We start from the raw sequence: 23,562 nt of genomic DNA, 5'->3' as shown, positions 1-23,562 counted from the left end.
CGCCGACCCGTTCGCGCCAGGTTCAGCGCACGCCGGTGCCGGACGTGTTGTCGCCCGAGTTGCCGGTGGCCGTCGCGCCCTTGGCGTTCATGCCCGACGAGGTGCCCGACGAACCGGAGGTGGCGGTGCCCGCCGGCATCGCGCCCGGGCCGCCCGCGCCTTGCACGCCCTGGCCGGCGCCGCTGGAGGTCGCGCCCGACGCCGTGCTGCCGCGCATGGTGTCGCCGGTGTTGTTGACCGCGTTGCTGCCCATATTGTTGCCCGTGTTGTTGCCCGTGGCGCTGCATGCCGCCAGTCCCAGGGCCATCAGGCCGCCGGTCAGGATGCCTCGATACGTTTTCATGGTTCACTCCCGTGATTGACGAACGCGACCATCATGCGGCGGAGCAGGGCCGTACAGAATAGGATGGGCACGTGACGCGCTGTAGGATTGGGCGCACCGATCGATGGCATGCCGCGCGCGATCGTCCGGCCGCGAATGGGCCGGACGGAGCGTGGAAGCGATCAGTGGCCGTTGGTGCCCTGGGTGCTCGTGCCCTGGGTGTTGGTGCCCTGGCCGGTCGCGTCCGAGTTGCCGGCGCCGCCGGCGGAGGTCGTGGGCGGGACGGAATTCGCCGTGCCCGCCGCGCCGGTGGCCGGGGCCGCCATCGTGGAGGAATCGGTCGTGCCGGTCGTGCTCGAGCCGGTGCTGCTGGACGTCGCGCCCGCCGCGGAGCTGCCGGTCGCGTCGCTGCCGTTGGTGGCGGTCGAGCTGCATGCGGCCAGGCTCATGGCCATCAGGCCGCCGATCAGAAGGGCTTGGTACTTTTTCATCGTTCACTCCTGTTGTAAAAGTGACGCCATCATGGCGGCACACATGCCTGCACGAAATAGGATCATCCCGTACAGACATGTAGGACTGGACGCACGATCTCTTTGTTTTGTGGCAATGCGCTTGGCAGGGCGTTAACGAAAAACGGGCCGCACGCGGCGGCCCGTCGGGGTGATCGTCGACCGCTCAGAACAGCGTGTTCGACGGCTGCTGCCGCTGCGGCTGCGGTTGCGGTTGAGGCTGCGCTGGCGTCGTGCCCGGCGCGCCCGGCGGGATCGGCCTGACCAGGGGCTCGCCCTCGATTGGCTGCACGGCGTTCGGGTCCGGCGCCTGGTCGAGGTCGATGCTGCCCAGCGCGGGCGTCTCGGCGAACTCGGCGTAGACCCAGTCGTCGTTCTCGCGCACGACGCCGTCCGGCGCCAGACGCTCTTCCTGCGGCGGCTTGTTGGCAAGCGCCACGCGCATGTAGTCGATCCAGATCGGCAGCGCGACGGTGGCGCCGAATTCGCGCCCGCCCAGCGATTTCGAATCGTCGTAGCCCATCCACGCGACGGCGACGACGTTGCCGCCATAGCCCGAGAACCAGCCATCCTTTGCATCGCTCGTCGTGCCGGTCTTGCCGGCGATGTCGGTGCGGCCGAGGGCCTTCGTCGCTTCCGCGCCGGTGCCGTAGCGGGTCACGTCGCGCAGCATGCTGTCCGTGATGAAGGCGTTGCGTGGATCGAGGACGCGTTGCTCGTCGGTGTGCTCGGCCGCCGGCTTCGTCTGCTGGATGATCTTGCCGTCGGCGTCCTCGATGCGGGCGATCAGATAGGGCCGCACGCGGTAGCCGCCGTTCGCGAACACGGCGTACGCGCCGGCCATCTGCAGCGGCGTCGCGGCGCCCGTGCCCAGCGCCAGCGTGTAGTTCTGCGGCTGGCGCGCCAGGTCGAAGCCGAACCTGCCGACGAATTCGTGCGCATACGGCACCGTGATCGCGCGCAGCAGGCGCACGGACGGCACGTTCTTCGACTCGGCCAGCGCGCGGCGCATCGTGATCGGGCCGTCGTACTTGTTGTCGTCGTTCTGCGGCGACCACGTCCTGCCGGCGTCCTCGCCCGGCATGTCGAGCGGCGCGTCGAGGATGAGCGTGCCCGGCGAATACCCCTTGTCGACGGCGGCCGAGTAGATGAACGGCTTCATGCCGGAGCCGGGCTGGCGCCAGGCCTGCGTGACGTGGTTGAATTTCTGGAAGTTGTAGTCGAAGCCGCCGACCATCGCGTGGTAGGCGCCGGTGTCGGCGTCGATGGCGACGAACGCGGCCGCCACCTGCGGCACCTGCGTCACGCTCCAGTGGTCCTTCGCGTCCTTGGCCACGCGGATGATGGCGCCGGGCGACAGGCGCATGCTCTCCTTCGCGCTGGACGACAGGCCGGCCTGGGCGAACTTCAGGCCCGCGCCGGTGAGGTCGACCATGTCGCCGTCGACCGTCTCCACGCGCACCGTCTTGCCCGTCGCCGACAGCACGACGGCCGGGATCAGGCCCTCGCTGACGGGACGCTTGCCGAGCGCGTCGTTGATCGCGTCCTCGCGTTCCGCCGGATCGGACGGCAGGTCCATGCGGTCTTCCGGACCGCGCCAGCCGTGGCGCTGGTCGTAGGTGATCACGTTGCGGCGCACGGACGCGTAGGCGGCGTCCTGCTCGGGCTTCAGGATCGTCGTGTAGACCCGGATGCCCTTCGTGTACGCGTCTTCCTTGAACTGGCTGTACACGGCCTGGCGCGCCAGTTCCGCCACGTATTCCGCGTGCGTGCCGTAGTCCTGCACGCCGCGCTGGTTGACGCGCAGCGGCTCGGCCAGCGCCTTCTGGTACTGCTCTTCCGTGATGTAGTTCAGCGCGCGCATGCGCCCCAGCACCGCGTGCTGGCGCTCGCGCGCCCGCTTCGGATTCGCGACCGGATTATGGCGCGCCGGATTCTGCGGCAGGCCCGCCAGCATCGCCATCTCGGCGACCGAGAGCTGGTCCAGCGTCTTGTTGAAATAGATCCGCGCGGCGCTCGAGAAGCCGTAGGCGCGCTGGCCCAGGTAGATCTGGTTCATGTACAGCTCGAGGATCTCGTCCTTCGACAGCGCGGCCTCGATCTTGTACGCGAGCGCGACCTCGTTGATCTTGCGCGACAGCCGCTTTTCGCGCGACAGGAAGAAGTTGCGCGCCACCTGCATCGTGATCGTGGACGCGCCGCCGGAGCCGAAGCCGCCGCGCAGGTTCGATCCGACGGCGCCCATCGCGCGCTTCCAGTCGATGGCGCCGTGCTCGTAGAAGCGGGCGTCCTCGATGGCGAGCAGCGATTTCTTCATCAGGTCGGGGATCTTCTTGATCGGGACGAAATCGCGGTGCTCTTCGCCGAACTCGCCGATGAGGACGTTGTCTGCCGTATAGACGCGCAGCGGGATCTTGGGCCGGTAGTCGGTCACGGCATCCAGCGCCGGCACGTTGGGCAGCACGCGGAACACGATGTAGCCGGCCACGCCGGCGATGAACAGGACGATGACGGCGGCCAGGATGGCCAGTGCCGGAATCAGGAAGCCGCGCTGGCGGCGGGCGCGCGGCGTTGCCGGCTTGCGGGTATTTGTCAAAACAGAACTCTCTTGATGCGGGTCGAAAACCCGTTGGGAGACCGTAACTACGGGCGATGTGCGAAATTATAATCCGCTTTTCTTCCACTACGGCATGTGCGATAGTCACGCTTTCAGGGCCTGTCCGGCGATCCCGACAGTCCTGCTCGCCAATACCCATGCCTGAAGGACACCCCTCCCATGCCTTATGACCCCAGCCCGCCGACCGTCAAGCCGTATATTCCGGCGTCCAGCACGCTGCCGGAGCTGACGTGGCGCGCCCTCATCATGGGCACCGTGCTCGGGATGATCTTCGGCGCGTCGTCGCTGTACCTCGTGCTCAAGGTGGGCCTGACCGTCAGCGCGTCGATTCCCGTCGCCGTCATCGCGATCACGCTGTTCGGCCTCGCCAGGAAGGCGGGCGGGCGCGAGGCGACGATCCTGGAGAACAGTATCACGCAGACGGCCGGTTCGGCCGGCGAATCGCTCGCGTTCGGCCTCGGCGTCACCATGCCCGCGATCATGATCCTCGGCTTCGACCTGGAGATCTCGCGCGTGATGCTCGTGGGCGTGCTGGGCGGCCTGCTGGGCATCCTCATGATGATCCCGATGCGCCGCACGATGATCGTCGACCAGCACCGCGAACTGAAATACCCGGAAGGCACGGCGTGCGCCGAAGTGCTGAAGGCGGCGGCGACGGAATCGTCGCGCGCGGCCGCGGGCGAAGTGCGCGACGCCGGTTCGGACGAGGCGAAGGAAGCGCGCCAGCGCGCCTTCATCATCTTCGGCGGCTTCGGGCTCGGGTTGTTGTACAAGGTGCTCAACATCTCGCTCAAGCTGTGGAAGGACACGGTGAACTTCGTGTTCGACGCGCCGCTGAAGGCCGGTTCGGCCGGCGCCGAGATCTCGCCGGAACTGCTGGGCGTCGGCTACATCATCGGGCCGCGCATCGCGATGATCATGGCGGGCGGCGGCGTGCTGTCCTACCTGCTGCTGATCCCGATGATCAAATTCTTCGGCGACGCGCTGACGGTGCCGGTGGCGCCGGGCACGATGCTGATCCGCGACATGAGCCCGGACGACGTGCGCAGCGCCTACGTGCTGTACATCGGCGCGGGCGCCGTCGCGGCCGGCGGCCTGATTTCGCTCGTGCGCTCGCTGCCGACGATCTGGAACGGCCTGAAAGGCGGGCTGTCCGGCATCGGCAAGGGTTCGGCCGCGGACCTGTCGCTGCGCACCGAGCAGGACATGCCGCTGAAATGGGTGGTGATCGGCTGCCTCGGCATCATCGCCGCGATCACGTTCGCGACGCCGCTGCACATGAATTTGCTTGGCGCGCTGCTGATCCTCGTGTTCGGGTTTCTCTTTTCGACCGTCTCGTCGCGCCTGACGGGCGAGGTGGGTTCGTCGTCGAACCCGATCTCCGGCATGGCCGTCGCGACGCTGCTGTTCACGTGCCTGATCTTCCTCCTGATGGGCTGGACGGGCGGGCGTTACTACGTGACGGCGCTGTCCGTCGGCGCCATCGTCTGCATCGCCGCCAGCAATGCGGGGACGACGTCGCAAGACCTCAAGACGGGCTTCCTCGTCGGCTCGACGCCCAGGCTGCAGCAATACGCGATCCTCGCGGGCGCGCTCGCGTCGGCGCTGGTCCTGGGGCCGATCCTGTTGAAACTGAACGACGCGGGCACCGTGTACGTGCCGGCCGCGCAGGTGGCGCCGCACGTGACGACGGACGCCTCGCGGTTGACGGACACGATGCAGCTGCAAGGCCCGCAGGCGGCCTCCGACCACGCCACCTATAAGGTCTGGCAGAAGACGGACTCGAACGGCGGCCCGGCCGGCAAATACCTCGTGCGCGCGGACGGCACGCTCGCCTACCTCGTCGACCCGGGCATCAACGGCCAGTACCACACGCGCCCGGACGGCTCCGAGGTCAAGAAATTCGACGCGCCCAAGGCCGTGCTGATGTCGTACATCATCAAGGGCATCCTCGACCACCAGCTGCCGTGGACCCTCGTGCTGTTCGGCGTGATGGTCGCCGTCGTGCTGGAGATGTCGGGCGTGGCGTCGCTCGCGTTCACGGTCGGCGTGTACCTGCCGCTGGTGTCGACCTTGCCGATCGCGATCGGCGGCATCATCCGCTGGCTGGTCGACCGCCGCAACGGCACGCTGCCGCAATACACGGGGCTGTCCGGGGACGAGTTGCAGGCCGCGGGCGACCGCAGTTCGGGCACGCTGCTGGCGTCCGGCTATATCGCCGGCGGCGCGCTGGCGGGCATCATCATCGCCATTACGGCCGGGGTGATGACGGATTTCGACAACACGATGAACAAGTGGGCGGAAGCGGCGAACCCGTTCTTTGCCGGCGCGAGTTCAGACCTGCTGTCGATTCTGCCGTATGCGGCGATCTGCGTGCTGCTGTACGTGGTTGGACGCGAGAAGGCCGCGACATGATGGCGTGATCGCGGGCGCGGGGCACTCACCGCATTGGTGGGCTCGGGGAGCCCACCCTACGAACGCAATGTTCACGTCGGATGGGCACCCCGTGCCCACGACACGCGTGAACGGCCGCATTACGTGTCGAGCGTCGCGCGCATCGCCGCCATCTCGGCGACGATCCAGTCACGGAAATGCCGGATCTTGGTCATCGACTCCTTGTGCGGATTGACGAGGAGCCGGTAGCCGTAGCCGAACGGCGCGCTCCTGCACGCGAGCTGCAACAAGGTGCCGGCGCGGATGTCCCCGAACGCGATGCCGTACGGCACGAGGCCGATGCCCTGGCCGGCCACGGCCGCCTGCGCCAGCACACCCCAGTGGCTGTACGTGCGCGAAAAATCGTAGTCGCCCTTCAGCGCGCGGTTTTCGTTCAGCAGTTGCAGCCAGCCCTCCGGCGTGCGCTCGCACAGCAGCGGGAAGCGGGTGAGATCCGACAGCAGCAGCGCGTCCTGGCCGGCGGCCAGCAGATCGGGGCTGTACACGGGCACGAGGCGCTCGCGGAACAGCAGTGCCGGGTCGCCGTCCTTCACGGGGCCGTAGCGGATCGCCACGTCGACGTTGTCGTCCGCGATGTCGACCGGCGTGTCGTTCGAATCGATGCGCAGGTCCAGTTCCGGATGCAGCTTGGTAAAGCGCGACATGCGCGGCACCAGCCACTTGATCGCGAACGAGTGCGTCGTCGAGATGCGCAGCACGGCTTCGTCGCTGCCGCGCTGCAGGGCCGCCACCTTGGCGCCCAGGTCGGCCAGCATGCGCGTCACGGCGATCGCCAGTTCCTGGCCCTTGGCCGTCAGGGCGATGTGGCGCGGATGCCGCACGAACAGGGCGAAGCCGACGGCTTCCTCGAGCTGCTTGACCTGCAGGCTGACGGCGGCCGGCGTCTTGTGCAGCTCGCGCGCGGCCAGCTTGAAGCTGCCCCAGCGCGCGGCGCATTCGAAATCGATCAGGCCGGAGAGGCTGCGCAGCGGTCTCACCGCTCACTCCAGCATAAGTTTTTCTTGTTCATAACATTTATTTTTCTAGTTTGAACAATTGCGGTTCTGGTTACAGAATATAGCGGATCGACGACGACGTGCCTAAGGAAAACTTCATGACCAAGAACATCCTGGTGATCGGTGGGACCCGTTACATCGGCAGGCTGCTGGTGCAGCGCCTGCTGCGCGCCGGCCATCGCGTGACGGTTGCGACGCGCGGTTATGCGCCCGACCCGTTCGGCGAGCGCATCGCGCGCGTGCGCGTCGACCGCCGCAACGAGACCGCCATGCGCAACGCGTTCGCCCATGCCGGGCCGTTCGACGTCGTCTACGACCAGATGTGCTACAACCCGCTCGACGCCGCCATCGCGGTGCGCACGTTCGCGGGCAGGGTGGGGCGCTACGTGATGGCGTCGACGATCGACGCCTACCGCGTCCTCGGCTACGAACATGGACGGCCGTTGACGGAATCCGGCCTCGCCATCGAGGCGCAGACGATCGACACGGGCTACCCATGGCACGACCCGTGCCGCGCCACCGAGTGCTACGTCGCGGGCAAGGTGCAGGCCGAGGCCTATCTCGTGCGCGACGGTTCGCTGCCGCTGGTCGTGCCGCGCCTGGCGCACGTGCTGGGCGGGCCGGAAGACTTCACGGGCCGCCTCGCGCACTACGTGGAACTGGCGCGGCTGAACGGCGTCCTGGAATATGCGAACCCGGATGCGGCGCTGTCGTTCCTGCCGCTGCAGGGCGCGGCCGATTTCCTCGTCTGGGTTGGCATGCAGCAGTTCACGGGGGCGGTCAACGCGGCGTGCGACGGCGCGCTGTCGGCGGCCCGCCTGTTCGAGCGCGTGGGCGCCGTGCTCGACATGCCGGTGCGCACGCGCCGTGCCGCGGCGGGGGCGGCGCCGGGCCGCCTGTCGCCGTTCGACGTGCCGGGCCCGATGGTGCTCGACACGGCGCGTGCGCAGGCCCTGGGGTACCGGTTCGGGCATTGCGACGAATGGATCGACGATACGATCCAGCTGCACGACCTGGCGTTCGTGTAGGGTGCCCACGCGAAGGCCAACGCGATGCATACGTCACGCGTGGGCATCGGGATGCCCACCCTCGTAAAACGTCGGCCTGGGAGGCCGTCGTTTTACTTCACGCCGTGCATCAGTTTCTGGATCAGCGGCGCGATCAGGAACAGCAGCACGCCGGCGCCGATCAGGGCCCAGAAGCCGAACGTGTAGCCGGACAGCGCCGATTCCACGGTCATGCCTTTTTCGCCCGACACGACGGACGCGAAGATGCCCGAGAGGTTGTTGCCGATGCCGGTCGACAGGAACCAGCCGCCCATGCCCAGGCCGACGAGGCGGGTCGGCGCCAGCTTGGTCACCATCGACAGGCCGATCGGCGACAGGCACAGTTCACCGATGGACTGGATCACGTAGACCATGAACAGGGTCCAGAACGGGATCTTGCTGTCCGGGCCGACGAGGTGCTGCAGGGCGAACATCAGCAGCAGGAACGCGAGGCCGTTGAAGATCAGGCCGAGGCCGAACTTGCGCGGGATCGACGGGTTCTTGCGGCCCATCGCGAGCCACACGGCGGCGACGATCGGCGCGCACACGATGATGGCCAGCGTGTTCACCGACTGGAACCAGCCGGTCGGGAACGCCCAGCCGCTGAAGTCGCGGCGCACGATGTATTCGGCCAGGAAGGTGAACGAGCTGCCGGCCTGCTCGAAGAAGCACCAGAACATCACGTTGAAGAAGAAGATGACGAGCATGGCGATCGTCTTGTCGCGCACGACCGCGCCGCCGCGGATGCCTTCCACCATCAGCATGACCGCGAGGATGATGAAGAGGACCGACAGCAGGCCTTGCAGCTTTTCCGCGCCCAGTTTCAGCACGAAGTAGACGACGGGGATGACGACGAACGAACCGATGATGACGCCGACGAGGCGGATCGGGCTGCCGAGCGCTCCGGTGGCGGCGCCGATGCCCTTCAACATGCGGCGGCCGATCTGGAACCAGATCAGCGACAGGATCATGCCCACGCCGGCCGCGAAGAACACGACCTTGTAGGCCGGGACGCCGCTCTGGCCGGACATGCCCTCGGCCAGGACGCCCGTGAGGATCGGGGCGAGGAAGCCGCCGCCGTTGATGCCCATGTAGAAGATCGTGAAGCCGGAGTCGCGGCGCTGGTCGTTGATGCCGTACAGCTGGCCGACCATCGCGGAGATGTTCGGCTTGAACATGCCGTTGCCGACGATGATGGTGGCGAGGCCCAGCTTGAAGACGTCGGGATTCGGCACCGTGATGGCGAACAGGCCGAGCACCATGAACGCGGCGCCGACGAGGATGGATCGCTGGTAGCCGATCACACGGTCGGCGATGTAGCCGCCGAACACGGCGCCGGCGTACACCAGGGCGAGGTAGGAGCCGTAGGTGAGGTTGGCGTCGGCCTGGCCCACGCCGCTGCCGCCGTAGAACTGGGCGACGATGTAGAGCACCAGGGCCCAACGGATGCCGTAGAAAGCGAAACGTTCCCAGAACTCGGTCATGAACAGCATCCACAGCGGCGCCGGGTGCCCCATGATCTGCCTGAATTCCGGTACCGCCCTCGGTTCGGCGGTTGTAGTAGCTGCACCGCTCATGCGGTTCCTCCCCTATCTTTATAAGAATGATTGCGTATTCGGGGCATGACCGGCCTGGGTAAGGATGGCTGCCCAGCGTCGCATTTTAGTGTAAATCGTGCATACCGGGCCAGCTTTTTACGGCTCATCCGTATGCCGAATCGGCATAAACGAAATGGAGGACGCAAACTCGTGTGACTTGTCGTATATTGGAGCAAAAGCCACACTGATTGACAGAAGAGGAAAGGAACCAACCATGAATTACGACGTTGTCGATACGCTGATTTCTCCGGAAGGACGACTGGAAGTCCTGTCGAAGGCCGAGGTGTCCAAGCTCCTCGATACGAGCCAGGGCGGGCTGTACCAGATCTTCCGCAAATGCGCGCTGGCGGTGCTCAACTCCGGCAGTTCGATCGACGACGGCAAGGAACTGCTCGAGCGCTACAAGGATTTCGACATCAAGATCATCCAGCGCGAACGCGGCATCAAGCTCGATATCCGCGGCGCGCCCGCGCATGCCTTCGTCGACGGCAAGATGATCAAGGGTATCCACGAGCACCTGTTCTCGGTCCTGCGCGACATCGTCTACGTGAACTTCGAGGTGACCGACAATCCGCGCTTCGACCTCACGCGCCCGGAAGGCATCACGGATGCCGTCTTCCACATCCTGCGCAACGCCAACGTGATCCAGCCGCAGCGCAATCCGAACCTCGTCGTGTGCTGGGGCGGCCACTCGATCAACCGCGTCGAGTACAACTACTCGAAGCACGTGGGCTACCAGCTGGGACTGCGCGAACTCGATATCTGCACGGGTTGCGGCCCCGGCGCGATGAAGGGCCCGATGAAGGGCGCCACCATCGGCCACGCCAAGCAGCGCCTGCAGGGCGGCCGCTACCTCGGCATCTCGGAGCCGGGCATCATCGCGGCCGAATCGCCGAACCCGATCGTCAACGACCTCGTGATCATGCCGGACATCGAGAAGCGCCTGGAGGCGTTCGTGCGCGTCGGCCACGGCATCATCGTGTTCCCGGGCGGTGCCGGCACGGCGGAAGAAATCCTGTACATCCTCGGCATCCTGCTCCATCCGGACAACGCGGAACTGCCGTTCCCGCTCGTCTTCACCGGCCCGGCGCCGGCGCGCGCCTACTTCGAGCAGATCGACCAGTTCATCGGCCTGACCCTGGGTCCGGACGCGCAGCGCCGCTACAAGATCATCGTCGACGACCCGGACGCCGTGGCGCGCGAGATGCAGACCGGTATCCGCCAGGTGCGCGAGTTCCGCAAGTCGCGCAGCGACGCGTACTACTTCAACTGGGGCCTGCGCATCGACCCGGAATTCCAGAAGCCGTTCCGCCCGACGCACGAGAACATGCGCAACCTGTCGCTGCACAAGAACCAGGAGACGCACCTGCTGGCCGCGAACCTGCGCCGCGCATTCTCGGGCGTCGTCGCGGGCAATGTGAAGGAAGAGGGCATCCGCGCGATCGAGCAGTTCGGCAAGTTCGAGATCCACGGCGAGAACGAGATCATGGCGCCGATGGATGCGTTGCTGCAGTCCTTCGTCGAACAGAGCCGCATGAAGTTGCCGGGCAAGGAGTACATTCCCTGCTACCGCGTGGTCCGATAACGTAAGGGCGCCGTCGCCCCCGCGCAGGCGGGGGGCCAATGTTGCGTGCGCCGTCGCGATGTGCGCGGTGCTTGGGTTCCCGCCTTCGCGGGAACGACGGTTTCCGGGCCGACGACAATAAAAAAGGCGCGGACGATTTCTCGTCCGCGCCTTTTTTCGTGAGGCGTCACCAGCCTGCGGCGATCAGTCTTCCTTGCGCAGGTGCGGGAACAGCAGCACGTCGCGGATGTTCGGCGAGTCGGTAATGATCATCATGAGGCGATCGATGCCGATGCCGCAGCCGCCCGTCGGGGGCATGCCGTATTCCAGCGCGCGGATGTAGTCGGCGTCGTAGTACATCGCCTCCTCGTCGCCCGCGTTCTTCGCTTCCACCTGCGCCAGGAAGCGCGCCGACTGGTCTTCCGGGTCGTTCAGCTCGGAGAAGCCGTTGGCGATCTCGCGGCCCACCATGAACAACTCGAAGCGTTCCGTGATGCCCGCGCGCGTGTCCGACGCGCGCGCCAGCGGCGACACTTCGACCGGGTAGTCGATGATGAACGTCGGTTCCCACAACTGCGCTTCGGCCGTCTCTTCGAACAGCGACAACTGCAGCGCGCCCAGGCCCGAGATGGCGTGCGGCTTGACGCCGAACTTCGTCAGTTCCGCCTTCAGGAACGCCATGTCGTGCAGCTGTTCGTCGGTGTAGTGCGGCGCGAACTTGTTGATGGCCTGGACGATCGTCAGGCGGTGGAACGGCTTGGACAGGTCCAGCGCGCGCCCGCCGTAGGTCAGTTCGGCGGTGCCGTGGGCATCGATGGCGGCCTGGCGGATCACGGCTTCCGTGAAGTCCATCAGCCACTTGTAGTCGGTCCACGCGGCGTAGAACTCCATCATCGTGAATTCCGGGTTGTGGCGGATCGACACGCCCTCGTTGCGGAAGTTACGGTTGATCTCGAACACGCGGTCGAAGCCGCCGACGACGAGGCGCTTCAGGTACAGCTCGGGCGCGATACGCAGGAACATCTGCATGTCGAGCGCGTTGTGGTGCGTGATGAACGGCTTCGCGGCGGCGCCGCCCGGGATCGCGTGCAGCATCGGCGTCTCGACTTCCATGAAGCCGTGGTCCTGCATGAAGCGGCGGATCGACGAGATCGCGGCAGTGCGCGCCTTGAACGTGCGGCGCGTTTCCTCGTTCATGATCAGGTCGACGTAGCGCTGGCGGTACTTGGTTTCCTGGTCGGCGAGACCGTGGAATTTGTCCGGCAGCGGGCGCAGGGCCTTCGTGATCAGGCGGAGCAGGGTGACCTTCACCGTCAGCTCGTCGGTCTTGGTCTTGAACAGCGTGCCCTCGACGCCCAGGATGTCGCCCAGGTCGTAGTGGCGCAGCGCTTCCATCGCTTCCTCGCCCGTGTTGTCGAGGGTGACGTAGATCTGGATGCGGCCGTCGGCGCGCGGGCCGGATGCGTCCTGCAAGGTCGCGAAAGCGGCCTTCTTGCCCGCTTCGCGCTTGAGCATCATGCGGCCCGCCAGCACGACCTGCTGCGGCTCCGCTTCCAATTGTTCGCGCGTCCAGCCGCCGAACTGCTCGGTGAGGTCGGCCGACTTGTGCTGCGGGACGAAGTCGTTCGGGAAGGCGATGCCTTTTTCGCGGATGGCGGCCAGCTTGACGCGGCGCTCGGCGATGATCTTGTTGTCTTCGGCCGCGAGGTTCGTTGGCTCGTTGCCCGGTTGCTGTTCTTGGTTTTCGGTGCTCATGTCAGGTATCGGTCTGGTAGGAATTACGGGGTGCCGAGCAGGTCGCCGACGTTCAGTTCTTCGTAGTGCTCGACGATGCGCACGACGTTGTCGAATTCGCGGAACGCTTCCGCCGGCAGCGTCGTCGTGATGACGACGGCGCGCATGCCGGCGCGGCGCGCCGCTTCCACGCCCATCGGCGCGTCTTCGAACACGATGCAGTCCGCAGGCGGCACGCCGAGCTTCTCGGCCGCCTTCAGGAAGACGTCCGGATGCGGCTTGCCGCGCGCGACGTCGGCCGCGCCGACGACGGCGTCGAAGTGGCGCCGCAGGTCGAGTTCGTCGAGCGTGAAGACGATGTTCGCGGGCGGGGCGGACGTCGCCACCGCCAGCCGCACGCCTTGTGTGCGCGCGGCCGTCACGAAGGCCTCGAAGCCCTGGATCGCGCTGCGGTGCGGACCGTAGATCTCGCGGTACAGCACGTCCTTCTCCTGCGCCAGCACGGCGATCTCGTCGTCCGGGATGTCGGCGCCGAGGCGCTCGCGCAGGATCTCGCGGCCCTGGGCGCCCGCCGTCTCGCGGAAGAACGCGTCGGCGTCGTACGTCTTGCCGCGGCGGGCGAAGAACGCCAGCCACGAATCGGTGTGGAACGCCATGTTGTCGACGATGGTGCCGTCCATGTCGAAGATGAAGGCGGGCTTCGTCATCGGTTACACGCCTTGCTTGAGCGAGGCGGAGATGAAGTCGTCGAGGTCGCCGTCCAGCACGTTCTTCGTGTTGCCGGTCTCGAACCCGGTGCGCAGGTCCTTGATGCGCGACTGGTCGAGGACGTAGGAACGGATCTGGTGGCCCCAGCCGACATCGGTCTTCGAGTCTTCCAGCTTCTGCTGCTCGGCCATGCGCTTGCGCAGTTCGAGTTCGAACAGCTTGGCGCGCAGCATGTCGAACGCCTCGGCCTTGTTGCGGTGCTGCGAGCGGTCGTTCTGGCACTGCACGACGATGCCCGACGGCGCGTGCGTCAGGCGCACCGCGGAGTCGGTCTTGTTGATGTGCTGGCCGCCGGCGCCGGACGCGCGGTAGGTGTCGATGCGCACGTCGGCCGGATTGATCTCGATCTCGATCGATTCGTCGACCTCGGGATACACGAAGATCGACGAGAACGACGTGTGGCGGCCGTTGGCCGAGTCGAACGGCGACTTGCGCACGAGGCGGTGCACGCCCGTTTCCGTGCGCAGGTGGCCGTAGGCGTATTCGCCCTCGACCTTGATGGTGGCCGTCTTGATGCCGGCGACCTCGCCCTCGGACAATTCCATCACCTCGGCCTTGAAGCCCTTGCGCTCGCAATAGCGCAGGTATTGGCGCATCAGCATCGATGCCCAGTCCTGGGCCTCGGTGCCGCCGGCGCCGGCCTGGATGTCGATGAAGCAGCTGGCGTGGTCCATCGGATTGCTGAACATGCGGCGGAATTCCATCTGCTCGACCACTTTCGCGATCTCGCCGGCGTCGGCTTCCACGGCTTCGATGGTGGCGTCGTCGCCTTCCTCGCGCGCCATCTCGAACAGGTCGGCCGCGTCGCCCAGGTCGGCGCGCGCCTTTTCCAGGGTCAGGACGACGCCTTCCAGCGCCTTCTTCTCACGGCCCATGTCCTGGGCGCGTTTCTGGTCGTTCCAGATCGCCGGATCTTCGAGTTCCTGGTTGACCTGCTCTAACTTCTCCGCTTTGCGGTCGAAGTCAAAGATACCTCCGAAGTTCGGCTTCACGGCTGGTCAGGTCGTTCAGCAGGGCGGAGAGGGCATTGATGCGTTCAGCTTCCATGGTCTTTGGCAAATTTTATTGGTTGAATCGAACCCACGATTATACCGTAATGGCAGGCGCTCCCGTGCTCGCCTTGCCGTGCGCCATGGCGCTGGCTTATGATGCCTGCCCATGAAGCCCCGCCTTTCCCATCTTTTGCCGCTGATTCCGGCGGCCGCGTCCGCCTTTGCCGCACCGGTGGCGCCCGGCACGCACGCCACGCTCGCGATCCTGGAGACGACCGACCTGCACGCGAACGTCGTCGGCTACGATTATTTCAAGCTGGCGCAAGACCCCTCGTTCGGCCTCGACCGCACGGCGACGCTGATCGCCCAGGCGCGGGGCGAGTTTCCGAACACGGTGCTGCTCGATGACGGCGACACGATCCAGGGCACGGCGCTGGGCGATTACCAGGCCCTCGTCGCGCCCGTGAAGTGCGGCGAACTGCCGGCCATCTACCAGGCGATGCGACGCCTCGGCTATGACGGCGGGAGCGTCGGCAACCACGATTTCAACTACGGCCTGGGCTATCTCGGCCAGGTGACGGGCACCCGCTTCGACGTCCCCGGCATCGAGCAGCACGCCAAGCCGTGCGCCGGTCCCGGGTTTCCCATCGTGCTCGCGAACGTCTACAGCGTCAGGACGCATGCGCCGCTGTTCGCGCCTTACCGCATCATCGACAAGCGCGTGCGCGCCAAGGACGCGGCCGGGCATGCCGTCGAGGCGACGGTCAGGATCGGCATCATCGGCTTCACGACGCCCACGATCATGGCGTGGGACAAGCGCGCGCTGGAGGGCCGGGTCTACACGGAAGGGCTCGTCGAGACGGCACGCCGCTACCTGCCCGAGATGCGCCGCCAGGGTGCCGACCTGATCGTCGCCATCTCGCACGGCGGCCTGGACGCCAGCCCGTATTCGCCGACGATGGAGAACGGCAATTACTACCTGGCGCAAGTGCCCGGCATCGATGCGCTGCTGATGGGGCATGCGCATCAGTTGTTTCCGAATCCGGCGAGCAAGGTCGCGCAATTCGACCTGCCGCATGTCGACAAGGTGCGCGGTACCGTGTTCGGCGTGCCGGCCGTGATGGCGAACCTGTGGGGCAAGGACCTGGGCGTGATCCGCTTCGACCTGCGGCACGACGGCAAGGGCTGGACGATCAACCGCGACCGGACCGTCGTCGAGACGCGCGCCACGCAGCAGTCCGACAAATCGTATGTCGCGGCCGATCCGGCCGTGCTGGACAGGGTGCGCACCGCCCACGAGGCCACGATCCGCTATGTGCAAACGCCCGTCGGCAGCACGGATTTCCGCATGTCGACGTATTTCGCCGATGTGGGCGATCCGTCCGCCATCCAGGCCGTCAACGCCGCGCAGGCGGACTATGTGCGCAACTACGTGAAGGCGAATCTGCCGCAATACAAGGACGTCCCCGTGCTGTCCGTATCGGCCGCGTTCAAGTCCGGCGCGGCGGGCCCGGGCGATTACACGGACGTGGCGCCCGGCAGCCTCGCGCTGAACAATGCGGCCGACCTGTACCTGTATCCGAACGCGCTGTATGCGGTCAAGGTCGACGGGGCGGGATTGAAGGCGTGGCTGGAACATGCGGCGGGACGCTTCAACACCATCGATCCGGCACGGACGGCGCCGCAGGAACTCGTCAACGGCGGCTTCCCCAGCTATAACTTCGACACCGTCACATCACCCGATCTGCGCTACGAGATCGACGTGACGCGGCCGGCCGGACAGCGCATCCGCAACCTGGCGTGGCGGGGCAAGCCCGTCGCCAGCGACCAGGCCTTCCTCGTCGCGACCAATAACTACCGCGCGAGCGGCGGCGGCGGCTTCCCCGGCCTGGACGGTAGCCGGACCGTGATTGCCGCGCCGGACACGAACCGCGACGTGCTGATCGCCTGGATCCGCGCGCATAAGCGGCTCACGCGGGCCACGGACGGCGCGGCGCGCAGCTGGCGCTTCGCCAGGGTGCATACGGCGGGACCGGTCGTGTTCCATGCGCCGCCGGGCAAGCTGGACCTGGCGCGCGCGGCGGGACTGGATAATGTGTCGGAAATGCGGGCGGACGACGGCCAGGGCAAGGGGTTCGCGCTGTACGCGGTCGACCTGGCGAAATAAGGGCGCTCAGTTGCGCAGGGTGCGGCCCGTGGCCTGGATCTCGCTCGAGGCGATCTCGGCCAGGTCGATGAGGCTTTGTACTTCGGCCGCGCGCAGGCGGCGCGGTTCGCGGTCGATCACGCACAACGTGCCGAGCGGCTGGCCGGACTTGTCGCGCAGGGGCACGCCGGCATAGAAGCGGATGTGCGGTTCCTGCAGCACGAGCGGATTGCAGCGGAAGCGCTCGTCTTCCATGGCGTCTTCGACGACGAATAATTCGTTCTTGAGGATCGCGTGCGAGCAGAACGCCCAGTCGCGCGGCGTCTCGCGCGCGGCGAGGCCGGTGCGGGCCTTGAACCATTGGCGGGTCGAGGTCAGCAGAGAGATCAGGGCGATCGGCGAACCGGTCACCATCGAGGCGAGGCGCACGAGGCGGTCGAAGCGGACTTCCTCGTCGGTGTCGACGAGGCCGGTGGCGGCCAGCGCGGCCAGGCGCGCGCGCTCGTTGGCGCCGACCGGGTAGCCGGCCTGCGGCGCCGGCTGGTATTCCTTGTCCGTGCTGGGGTTCGGGGTCGAACGCCCCGGGTCGTCGCCATGCATCAAGCCTTGCACGAGACTCAGGCGCGTGCGGCGGTGGCCGCCGGGCGTCTTCCAGGATTCGATTGCGCCGCTTTCCATCCAGATCTGCACGGTACTCGTCGCCACGCCCAGCAGGCGCGCCACTTCGCTCGTGGTCAGGATCGGGTCGTCTTCTTGTAAGTTGCTTTGCATAAACATCCTCATTACCGTCAGTATAGCGGATTCGGAGGGGTTCGCATTTCTTAAAATATAGTTGCGTTATGGAACGTGCTTCTAAGCCAACATTTCCATCCGATTTTACATTTTCGCGCACAATGTGACATTAACGGCATGGGCGCGACGCCGGCGCGGCGCTCAATGCACGGCGTGGCGTTCCGGCTGCACGAGCACGAACGGGCTGACGACGGACGCCCACAGCAGGGTATCGGCGGCCTGCCACGTGCTGGCCTGCACGTCCGATACTTTGGCGACCTTGCCTTCGGTCATCCACTGGGTGATCGCGGCCTTGTCGTCGTGGGCGATGCGCAGGGCGACGTCGACGAGGTCCAGCGCTTCGCTCACGTACACGACGGCGCCGTGGGCGAAATGGCGTTCCAGTTCGGACCAGTGCACGCGGGCGGTTTCGCGGTTGATCTTGTCGTGCAGTTCGTTGTCTTTGAGCGGATCGGTTTTCATGAGCTGGGTATTCGTGATTCAGAGGCGTTCGACGGCGGGGCGCGGCGAACCCGCCCATGTTAACCGATATGCATGGCCCTTGCGGACATTGCCGACCAGCGCCGGGCGGAAACACGCGAGGTTCGTGCCGCCAAGCTGGCGTACGCTCGGGTAGATGACGCCCATCGCGCCCGCGTCCAGCAGGTCGGCGGCCAGCGCCTGCGAGGCGACGTAGCTGTCCGGGGCAAGACAGTCGTGCCAGGCATCGGCGCCGCGCAGGTCGTGGAAGGTGGCGCTGAAGTCGGCCAGCAGCGCCTGGTAGTTCACGCTGTCGTCGAAGCGGCCGACCTCCTGGTATTCGACGGCCTTGTGGAACGCCACCTCGGCCAGCGCCGTCTCGGCGTCGAACGCGCAATACCACGCGCCCCGTTCGCCGTCGTTGAAGCGGCTGCCTTCCGGACGCGCATACGCATAGGCCGCGTTGATGATGCGGAAATTCGGCACGCCAAATACGAGCTCATCCACCCCGATGCCGGGCAGCAGGCCGGATTCGCCGCGCAGGCGGTCGTTGGTCGCGTTGTCGAGGTCGAACAGGTCGCGCAGCATGCCTGCGCCGTCGGCCAGCGGGGCCAGCACGGAATCTTCGAGGTCGGCGAAGCGCGAGGGGATCAGGCGGCACGTGTCGAACTGCCGCAGCGCCGTCAGGCGGGGAATGAGCTTCACTCACAATCCTCCGCGGCGGGCGTCGAGGAGGCGGCGCACGGTCTGCATCGCCAGCAGGCCGCCGCCCAGCATATACGCCAGCGGGGTGCGGCCGTTGAAGATCGGATTGGTATTCGGGAGGTGGGGCCATTCGTCGGCGAGCTTGTCGCCGTACAGGATGTGCAGGGCCTTGTAGATGCCGAGCAGGTAGGAAATGCGTGTGATGCGGTCGACTTCGAGCAGTCGCGCGGGGTGCTTCTTCCATTCGTAGAACGAGGACGACGACAGGCCGCCGAGCAGCTCGCGCGCATCCTCGTCGCGGATCCGCCAGGCGTCGGCGAGCCGGAAGAATCCTTTCAGGGCCGACTCGGACAACCGTTCGCGCTCGGCGCGGGCGGACAGGTCGACGAGTACCGCCGGTTCGAACCGGCTCTTGGGGTAGGCGTAGGCGAAGCTCATGGGAATCCTCCGGTTTTGGATTATATATACTCCGCTTCCGGACAGCGTGCAAGCGTCTTGTGCAAAGCGTATCGCCATGCCAGAATGCAAAGCTTGTCAAACCATCATCCTGGCAAACGACGAAAAGGGGGGCGCGATGCGTCTGCTGTCGATTGGGGTCATGTGCATCAGCATGCTGATGCTGGCTATGGCGGGCGCGGCGCGGCCGTCGCACGACGAGCTGAAGAAACAGGTGGCCGACACGGAACGCGCCTTCGCCGCCACGATGAAGGCGCGCGACCACGCCGCGTTCATCTCCTTCCTGGCCGACGAGGCCATCTTCTTTTCCGGCGCGACGGCACTGCGCGGGCGCGACGCCGTCGCCGACGCGTGGCGCAAATATTACCAGGGCGAGCGCGCGCCGTTCTCGTGGGAACCCGAACAGGTGGAAGTGGTGGAGTCGGGCACGCTGGCCTACAGCGGCGGCCCGGTCTACGACGCCGGCGGCAAGATGGTGGGGCGCTTCAATTCGATCTGGCGGCTGGAAGCGCCCGGGCGCTGGAAGATCGTGTTCGACCGGGGCGAGGCGCCGCCGTGCCGCTGCGGCGCCGCGGCGGCGGCAAAGAAGGACTGACCGCCCCCGCGCTCAACAATGTGACTAGTTGCTCGTGCCGAGTTGACACTCTCCAGGCCTGTCCCGATACTCGTCCGCACCCCAACGACGACAGGCAGGAGACATGGATAAGCTCACGATTCGCACCTATGCACCGATCGCGCTGCTGACGCTCGCGCTGACGCAGTCCGCCTTTGCCGCGCAAGGCAAGCAGGTCGAAAAACTCGATCGCGGCGTCATCGCCATCGCGACCGGCAGCGGCGTCTTCATCAGCTGGCGCGTGCTGGGCGTGGACGAGCCCGACACCCGCTTCAACCTCTACCGCGACGGCGTGCGCCTGAACGATGTCCCGCTCGAGGCGAGCAACTTCACGGACGCCACCGGCACGCCGGCGGCGCATTATGCCGTGCGGCCTATCGTCAAGGGGCAGGAAAAGAAGGACGAGCCGGCCGCCGCGACCTGGAACCAGCCTTACCTGCGCATTCCGGTGCAGCGGCCCGCGGGCGGCGTGACGCCCAAGGGCGAAGCGTACACCTATGACATCAACGACGGCACGCCGGCCGACCTGGACGGCGACGGCCAGTACGAGCTGATCGTCAAGTGGCAGCCGAGCAATGCCAAGGACAATTCGCAGTCGGGCTACACGGGCAACACCTATGTCGACGCATACAAGCTCGACGGCACCCGGCTGTGGCGCATCGACCTCGGCCGCAACATCCGCGCCGGCGCCCATTACACGACGATGGTGGCCTATGACCTCGACGGCAACGGCAGGGCCGAGGTGATGCTCAAGACGGCCGACGGCACCGTCGACGGCCAGGGCAAGGTGATCGGCGACGCCAGTGCGGATTACCGCAATGCCAATGGTTATATCCTGTCCGGCCCCGAGTTCCTGACCGTGTTCGACGGCCGCACCGGCCGCGCGCTGGCGACCACGAACTACCTGCCAGCGCGCGGCTCGGTGGCGGCCTGGGGCGACAGCTACGGCAACCGCGTCGACCGCTTCCTGGGCGGCGTCGCCTACCTGGACGGCCGCCGTCCCAGCGCCGTGTTCTCGCGCGGCTACTACACCCGCGCCGTGGTGGCCGCCTGGGATTACCGCGACGGCGTGCTGTCCAGCCGCTGGGTGTTCGACACGGACAAGGAGGGGAGCGCCGTGCGCGGCCAGGGATCGCACTGGTTCGCGGTGGCGGACGTCGACGGCGACGGCCGCGACGACATCGTCTACGGCGCGGCCGCGATCGGCAGCGACGGCCATATGCTGTACAGCACCGGCCTGTGCCACGGCGACGCGCTGCACGTCGGTAAGCTCGACCCGAGCCGCGCCGGCCTGCAGGCGTATATGGTGCACGAAACCCCGTCCTGCTACGGCGCCTACGGCTCCGAGATGCACGATGCGGGCACCGGCCGGATCCTGTGGGGCGTGAGCGGCAGCGGCGCCGACGTCGGCCGCGGCGTGTGCGCGGACGTCGATCCGAATTACCTCGGCGAGGAATGCTGGGCCGCGCGCGGCGGCCTGATGGCGGCCAGCGGCCACCAGATCAGCACGAAACGGCCAAGCAACATGAATTTCGCCAGCTGGTGGGATGGCGACCTGGGCCGTGAGCTCCTCGACGGCACCGCCATCAACAAGTGGCAGCCGGCGACGGCGAGCGTGGTGCGCCTGCTGGACGGCGGGCCGTTCGGAGCGGCGTCGAACAACGGCACCAAGGCCACGCCGGTGCTGTCGGCCGACATCCTGGGCGACTGGCGCGAGGAAGTCGTGTGGCGCACGGCCGACAACTCGGCGCTGCTCGTGTTCAGCACGACGACGCCGACCACGGCGCGCATCCCGACCCTGATGCACGATCCGCAATACCGCGCGCAGGTGGCGGGCCAGAACGCGGGCTACAACCAGCCGCCGCATCCCAGCTACTACCTGGGCGTGGGCATGGGGCCGGTGGTGCAGGCGCCGATTTTTACGCGCTAGGTCCGTAGCATAAACGACCGCTCAAGTATCAAGACGTCGTCCCGCGAAGGCGGGGGTCCAAGTTGTCCGCGTTATCGTGACGCGTGCAAAATTGGGTTCCCGCCTGCGCGGGAACGACGATTGTAAGCCGGTGGACTGATGTGTGAGCGCGCATCAGCCGCCGCCCGACGTTGTTTTGGGGACGCGAGCTAAACCGCCTCGGCGTGCTCCACCAGCAACTGCACCTTGGTGACACCGTTGTACTCGTTGGCGTCGAGCCGGAACGCGACCCGCGCCTTGTCGCCCAGCGCGTCCGTGTGCCCGAACCAGATCGCGTCGTAGCGCCGGCCGTTGCGCTCCAGCAGCAGCTTGAGGTGCTTGTCCTTCAGGATGCGCTGGCTGACGACGCGGAATTCGTCGCAGAATACGGGCGGTGCGAAACCCTGGCCCCACACCTGGCCGTCCAGCAGTTCGATGAATTGCGTGCTGTAGAAATCGTCCTCCAGCGGGCCGTCCGTCTCGACGATGCGTTCGAGCTGGGCCTCAGTCAACCAGGCGCGGCCGACGGCTTCGAACGCCTGCGCGAACGCGTCGAAGCGGTCGGCTCGGATCGACAGCCCGGCCGCCATCGAGTGGCCGCCGAATTTGTCGATCAGGCCGGGGACCTTCTTCGACACGAGGTCCAGCGCGTCGCGCAGGTGGAAGCCCGGGATCGAACGTCCGGAGCCCTTGATCCAGCCGTCGCCCGCGGGCGCGAACGTGATCGTCGGGCGGTAGAATTTTTCCTTGAGGCGCGAGGCGACGATGCCGATCACGCCCTGGTGCCAGCCGTCGTCGAACACGGCGATGGTGCTGGCGTCCGCCGGGTTGAAATCGTCGAGGTGCAGCAGCGCCTCGCCCTGCATGTCGGCCTCGATCTCGCGCCGCTTCAGGTTGATGTCGTTGAGCTGCTGGGCGATGGCCCACGCGCGGCCTTCGTCGTCCGTGATCAGGCATTCGATCCCGAGCGCCATGTCTTCCAGGCGGCCGGCGGCGTTCAGGCGCGGACCCAGCGCGAAGCCGAGGTCGAACGGCGACGCGCAGCGCGCTTCGCGGCCCGCCACGCGGAACAGCGCCGCCACGCCCGCGTGCATGCGTCCCGCGTGCATGCGCTTGAGGCCTTGCGCGACGAGGATGCGGTTGTTGGTGTCGAGCTTGACGACGTCCGCGACCGTGCCCAGCGCGACGAGGTCGAGCAGGTTGTCGAGCTTCGGCTGCGTCTGCGCGTCGAACACGCCGCGCCGGCGCAGTTCCGCGCGCAGCGCCAGCAGCACGTAGAACACGACGCCCACGCCGGCCAGGTGCTTGCTCGGGAAGCCGCATTCCGGCTGGTTCGGGTTCACGATCACGCGCGCGTCCGGCAGGGCGTCGCCCGGCAGGTGGTGGTCGGTGACGACGACGTCGATGCCGCGCGCCTTGGCGGCGGCCACGCCGTCGATGCTGGCGATGCCGTTGTCCACGGTGATGATGATGTCCGGCGCCTTTTCGCGCGCCGTCAGGTCGACGATCTCCGGCGTCAGGCCGTAGCCGTACTCGAAGCGGTTCGGCACGATGTAGTCGACCCGCGCGCCCATCGCCCACAGGCCGCGCAGCGCGGTGGCGCAGGCGGTGGCGCCGTCGCAGTCGTAGTCGGCCACGATGGTCATCTTCTTGCCTGCCGCGATGGCGTCGGCCAGATAGGTCGCGGCCGCGTCGATCTGGCGCAGCGCGCCCGGCGGCACCAGTGCCTGGAGCTCGATCGCGAGCTCGCGCGGGTCGGTCAGGCCGCGCGCGGCGTACACGCGCGCCAGCACGGGGTGGATGCCGCCCTGGCGCAGCATTTCGGATTGGCGTACGGGGCAGGG

Annotated in this window: 19 protein-coding genes; 6 read left to right on the top strand and 13 right to left on the bottom strand. The window is 66.7% G+C overall.

From position 1 onward, the window contains the following. Positions 1 to 22: 22 nt before the first annotated feature. The 3 genes from U9J41_RS09350 to U9J41_RS09340 all read right to left on the bottom strand — a co-directional run bounded on the left by U9J41_RS09350 (position 23) and on the right by U9J41_RS09340 (position 3,427). A complete protein-coding gene (locus U9J41_RS09350) occupies positions 23 to 343 on the bottom strand; it encodes a hypothetical protein (RefSeq protein ID WP_322401921.1) in 321 nt (106 codons plus the stop codon). Between the two features lie 161 nt (positions 344 to 504). Continuing rightward, positions 505 to 813: a hypothetical protein gene (locus tag U9J41_RS09345; protein ID WP_322401920.1), complete on the bottom strand. Its 309-nt coding sequence runs from the start codon at positions 811 to 813 to the stop codon at positions 505 to 507. Positions 814 to 997: 184 nt separating this feature from the next. Beyond that, positions 998 to 3,427, bottom strand: a complete 2,430-nt coding sequence (locus tag U9J41_RS09340; protein ID WP_322401919.1) for a penicillin-binding protein 1A — start codon at positions 3,425 to 3,427, stop codon at positions 998 to 1,000. A 180-nt stretch (positions 3,428 to 3,607) separates the two neighbouring features. Here U9J41_RS09340 and U9J41_RS09335 point away from each other — a divergent pair, with 180 nt between their 5' ends. After that, a complete protein-coding gene (locus tag U9J41_RS09335; RefSeq protein ID WP_322401918.1) occupies positions 3,608 to 5,863 on the top strand; it encodes an OPT family oligopeptide transporter in 2,256 nt (751 codons plus the stop codon). A 119-nt stretch (positions 5,864 to 5,982) separates the two neighbouring features. Here U9J41_RS09335 and U9J41_RS09330 read toward each other — a convergent pair whose 3' ends face one another. Then, entirely contained in the window at positions 5,983 to 6,879 is an 897-nt protein-coding gene (locus U9J41_RS09330; protein ID WP_322401917.1) for a LysR substrate-binding domain-containing protein, read from the bottom strand. Between the two features lie 116 nt (positions 6,880 to 6,995). Between U9J41_RS09330 and U9J41_RS09325 the strand changes: the two genes are divergently transcribed. After that, positions 6,996 to 7,925 (top strand): NAD-dependent epimerase/dehydratase family protein, encoded by a 930-nt coding sequence (locus tag U9J41_RS09325; protein ID WP_322401916.1) that lies wholly within the window; start codon positions 6,996 to 6,998, stop codon positions 7,923 to 7,925. Positions 7,926 to 8,017: 92 nt separating this feature from the next. On the opposite strand, the gene U9J41_RS09320 is transcribed toward U9J41_RS09325, so the two are convergent. Continuing rightward, entirely contained in the window at positions 8,018 to 9,520 is a 1,503-nt protein-coding gene (locus U9J41_RS09320) for a peptide MFS transporter (protein ID WP_322401915.1), read from the bottom strand. 235 nt (positions 9,521 to 9,755) lie between these two features. On the opposite strand from U9J41_RS09320, the gene ppnN reads away from it, so the two are divergent. Further along, complete coding sequence (gene ppnN / locus U9J41_RS09315) at positions 9,756 to 11,126, top strand: nucleotide 5'-monophosphate nucleosidase PpnN (RefSeq protein ID WP_322401914.1); 1,371 nt, start codon at positions 9,756 to 9,758, stop codon at positions 11,124 to 11,126. A 183-nt stretch (positions 11,127 to 11,309) separates the two neighbouring features. Here ppnN and lysS read toward each other — a convergent pair whose 3' ends face one another. The 3 genes from lysS to prfB form a co-directional block, all read right to left on the bottom strand. Next, positions 11,310 to 12,860 (bottom strand): lysine--tRNA ligase, encoded by a 1,551-nt coding sequence (gene lysS, locus U9J41_RS09310; RefSeq protein WP_322401913.1) that lies wholly within the window; start codon positions 12,858 to 12,860, stop codon positions 11,310 to 11,312. Positions 12,861 to 12,883: 23 nt separating this feature from the next. Further along, on the bottom strand, positions 12,884 to 13,546 hold the full coding sequence (locus U9J41_RS09305) for an HAD family hydrolase (RefSeq protein WP_322401912.1): 663 nt from the start codon (positions 13,544 to 13,546) through the stop codon (positions 12,884 to 12,886). 3 nt (positions 13,547 to 13,549) lie between these two features. Then, a protein-coding gene (gene prfB, locus U9J41_RS09300) for a peptide chain release factor 2 (RefSeq protein WP_322401911.1) occupies positions 13,550 to 14,654 on the bottom strand; the annotation gives its coding sequence in 2 pieces (ribosomal slippage) (positions 13,550 to 14,572 and positions 14,574 to 14,654; 1,104 coding nt in all). Between the two features lie 111 nt (positions 14,655 to 14,765). Here prfB and U9J41_RS09295 point away from each other — a divergent pair. Next, positions 14,766 to 16,766, top strand: a complete 2,001-nt coding sequence (locus U9J41_RS09295) for a bifunctional 2',3'-cyclic-nucleotide 2'-phosphodiesterase/3'-nucleotidase (protein WP_322401910.1) — start codon at positions 14,766 to 14,768, stop codon at positions 16,764 to 16,766. A 6-nt stretch (positions 16,767 to 16,772) separates the two neighbouring features. Here the strand turns inward: U9J41_RS09295 and U9J41_RS09290 are convergent, their stop codons facing one another. The 4 genes from U9J41_RS09290 to U9J41_RS09275 form a co-directional block, all read right to left on the bottom strand. Continuing rightward, positions 16,773 to 17,516 carry a GAF domain-containing protein gene (locus U9J41_RS09290; RefSeq protein WP_322401909.1) on the bottom strand — a complete coding sequence of 248 codons (744 nt, stop codon included), beginning with the start codon at positions 17,514 to 17,516 and terminating at the stop codon, positions 16,773 to 16,775. Between the two features lie 162 nt (positions 17,517 to 17,678). After that, on the bottom strand, positions 17,679 to 17,999 hold the full coding sequence (locus U9J41_RS09285; protein WP_322401908.1) for a DUF2288 domain-containing protein: 321 nt from the start codon (positions 17,997 to 17,999) through the stop codon (positions 17,679 to 17,681). An 18-nt stretch (positions 18,000 to 18,017) separates the two neighbouring features. After that, positions 18,018 to 18,701, bottom strand: coding sequence for an RES family NAD+ phosphorylase (locus tag U9J41_RS09280; RefSeq protein WP_322401907.1), 684 nt, complete (start codon positions 18,699 to 18,701; stop codon positions 18,018 to 18,020). Continuing rightward, positions 18,702 to 19,139: an antitoxin Xre-like helix-turn-helix domain-containing protein gene (locus U9J41_RS09275; RefSeq protein WP_322401906.1), complete on the bottom strand. Its 438-nt coding sequence runs from the start codon at positions 19,137 to 19,139 to the stop codon at positions 18,702 to 18,704. 172 nt (positions 19,140 to 19,311) lie between these two features. Between U9J41_RS09275 and U9J41_RS09270 the strand changes: the two genes are divergently transcribed. Both U9J41_RS09270 and U9J41_RS09265 read left to right on the top strand, forming a co-directional pair. Continuing rightward, the gene (locus U9J41_RS09270; protein ID WP_322401905.1) at positions 19,312 to 19,752 is read left to right on the top strand and encodes a YybH family protein; all 441 of its coding nucleotides are present in this window, start codon (positions 19,312 to 19,314) and stop codon (positions 19,750 to 19,752) included. 103 nt (positions 19,753 to 19,855) lie between these two features. Then, on the top strand, positions 19,856 to 21,700 hold the full coding sequence (locus tag U9J41_RS09265) for a rhamnogalacturonan lyase (protein WP_322401904.1): 1,845 nt from the start codon (positions 19,856 to 19,858) through the stop codon (positions 21,698 to 21,700). Positions 21,701 to 21,888: 188 nt separating this feature from the next. Here the strand turns inward: U9J41_RS09265 and recJ are convergent, their stop codons facing one another. Then, entirely contained in the window at positions 21,889 to 23,538 is a 1,650-nt protein-coding gene (gene recJ, locus U9J41_RS09260; RefSeq protein ID WP_322402052.1) for a single-stranded-DNA-specific exonuclease RecJ, read from the bottom strand. Positions 23,539 to 23,562: the final 24 nt, after the last annotated feature.

Source organism: Massilia luteola, from assembly GCF_034420155.1.
GTDB classification, from domain to species: domain Bacteria; phylum Pseudomonadota; class Gammaproteobacteria; order Burkholderiales; family Burkholderiaceae_D; genus Telluria; species Telluria luteola.
The sequence above is the reverse complement of the archived record's forward strand: the minus strand, read 5'-3'. Positions and strand labels throughout refer to the sequence as shown.

Bases quoted from the DNA above. Each gene is read 5' to 3' on its own strand.
- U9J41_RS09270 (WP_322401905.1), top strand. From the start codon at position 19,312: ATGCTGATGCTGGCTATGGCGGGCGCGGCGCGGCCGTCGCACGACGAG.
- U9J41_RS09275 (WP_322401906.1), bottom strand. From the start codon at position 19,139: ATGAGCTTCGCCTACGCCTACCCCAAGAGCCGGTTCGAACCGGCGGTA.
- U9J41_RS09295 (WP_322401910.1), top strand. From the start codon at position 14,766: ATGAAGCCCCGCCTTTCCCATCTTTTGCCGCTGATTCCGGCGGCCGCG.
- U9J41_RS09265 (WP_322401904.1), top strand. From the start codon at position 19,856: ATGGATAAGCTCACGATTCGCACCTATGCACCGATCGCGCTGCTGACG.
- U9J41_RS09320 (WP_322401915.1), bottom strand. From the start codon at position 9,520: ATGAGCGGTGCAGCTACTACAACCGCCGAACCGAGGGCGGTACCGGAA.
- U9J41_RS09285 (WP_322401908.1), bottom strand. From the start codon at position 17,999: ATGAAAACCGATCCGCTCAAAGACAACGAACTGCACGACAAGATCAAC.
- U9J41_RS09290 (WP_322401909.1), bottom strand. From the start codon at position 17,516: ATGCAAAGCAACTTACAAGAAGACGACCCGATCCTGACCACGAGCGAA.
- U9J41_RS09335 (WP_322401918.1), top strand. From the start codon at position 3,608: ATGCCTTATGACCCCAGCCCGCCGACCGTCAAGCCGTATATTCCGGCG.
- recJ (WP_322402052.1), bottom strand. From the start codon at position 23,538: ATGCTGCGCCAGGGCGGCATCCACCCCGTGCTGGCGCGCGTGTACGCC.
- ppnN (WP_322401914.1), top strand. From the start codon at position 9,756: ATGAATTACGACGTTGTCGATACGCTGATTTCTCCGGAAGGACGACTG.
- U9J41_RS09325 (WP_322401916.1), top strand. From the start codon at position 6,996: ATGACCAAGAACATCCTGGTGATCGGTGGGACCCGTTACATCGGCAGG.
- U9J41_RS09350 (WP_322401921.1), bottom strand. From the start codon at position 343: ATGAAAACGTATCGAGGCATCCTGACCGGCGGCCTGATGGCCCTGGGA.
- U9J41_RS09305 (WP_322401912.1), bottom strand. From the start codon at position 13,546: ATGACGAAGCCCGCCTTCATCTTCGACATGGACGGCACCATCGTCGAC.
- U9J41_RS09345 (WP_322401920.1), bottom strand. From the start codon at position 813: ATGAAAAAGTACCAAGCCCTTCTGATCGGCGGCCTGATGGCCATGAGC.
- lysS (WP_322401913.1), bottom strand. From the start codon at position 12,860: ATGAGCACCGAAAACCAAGAACAGCAACCGGGCAACGAGCCAACGAAC.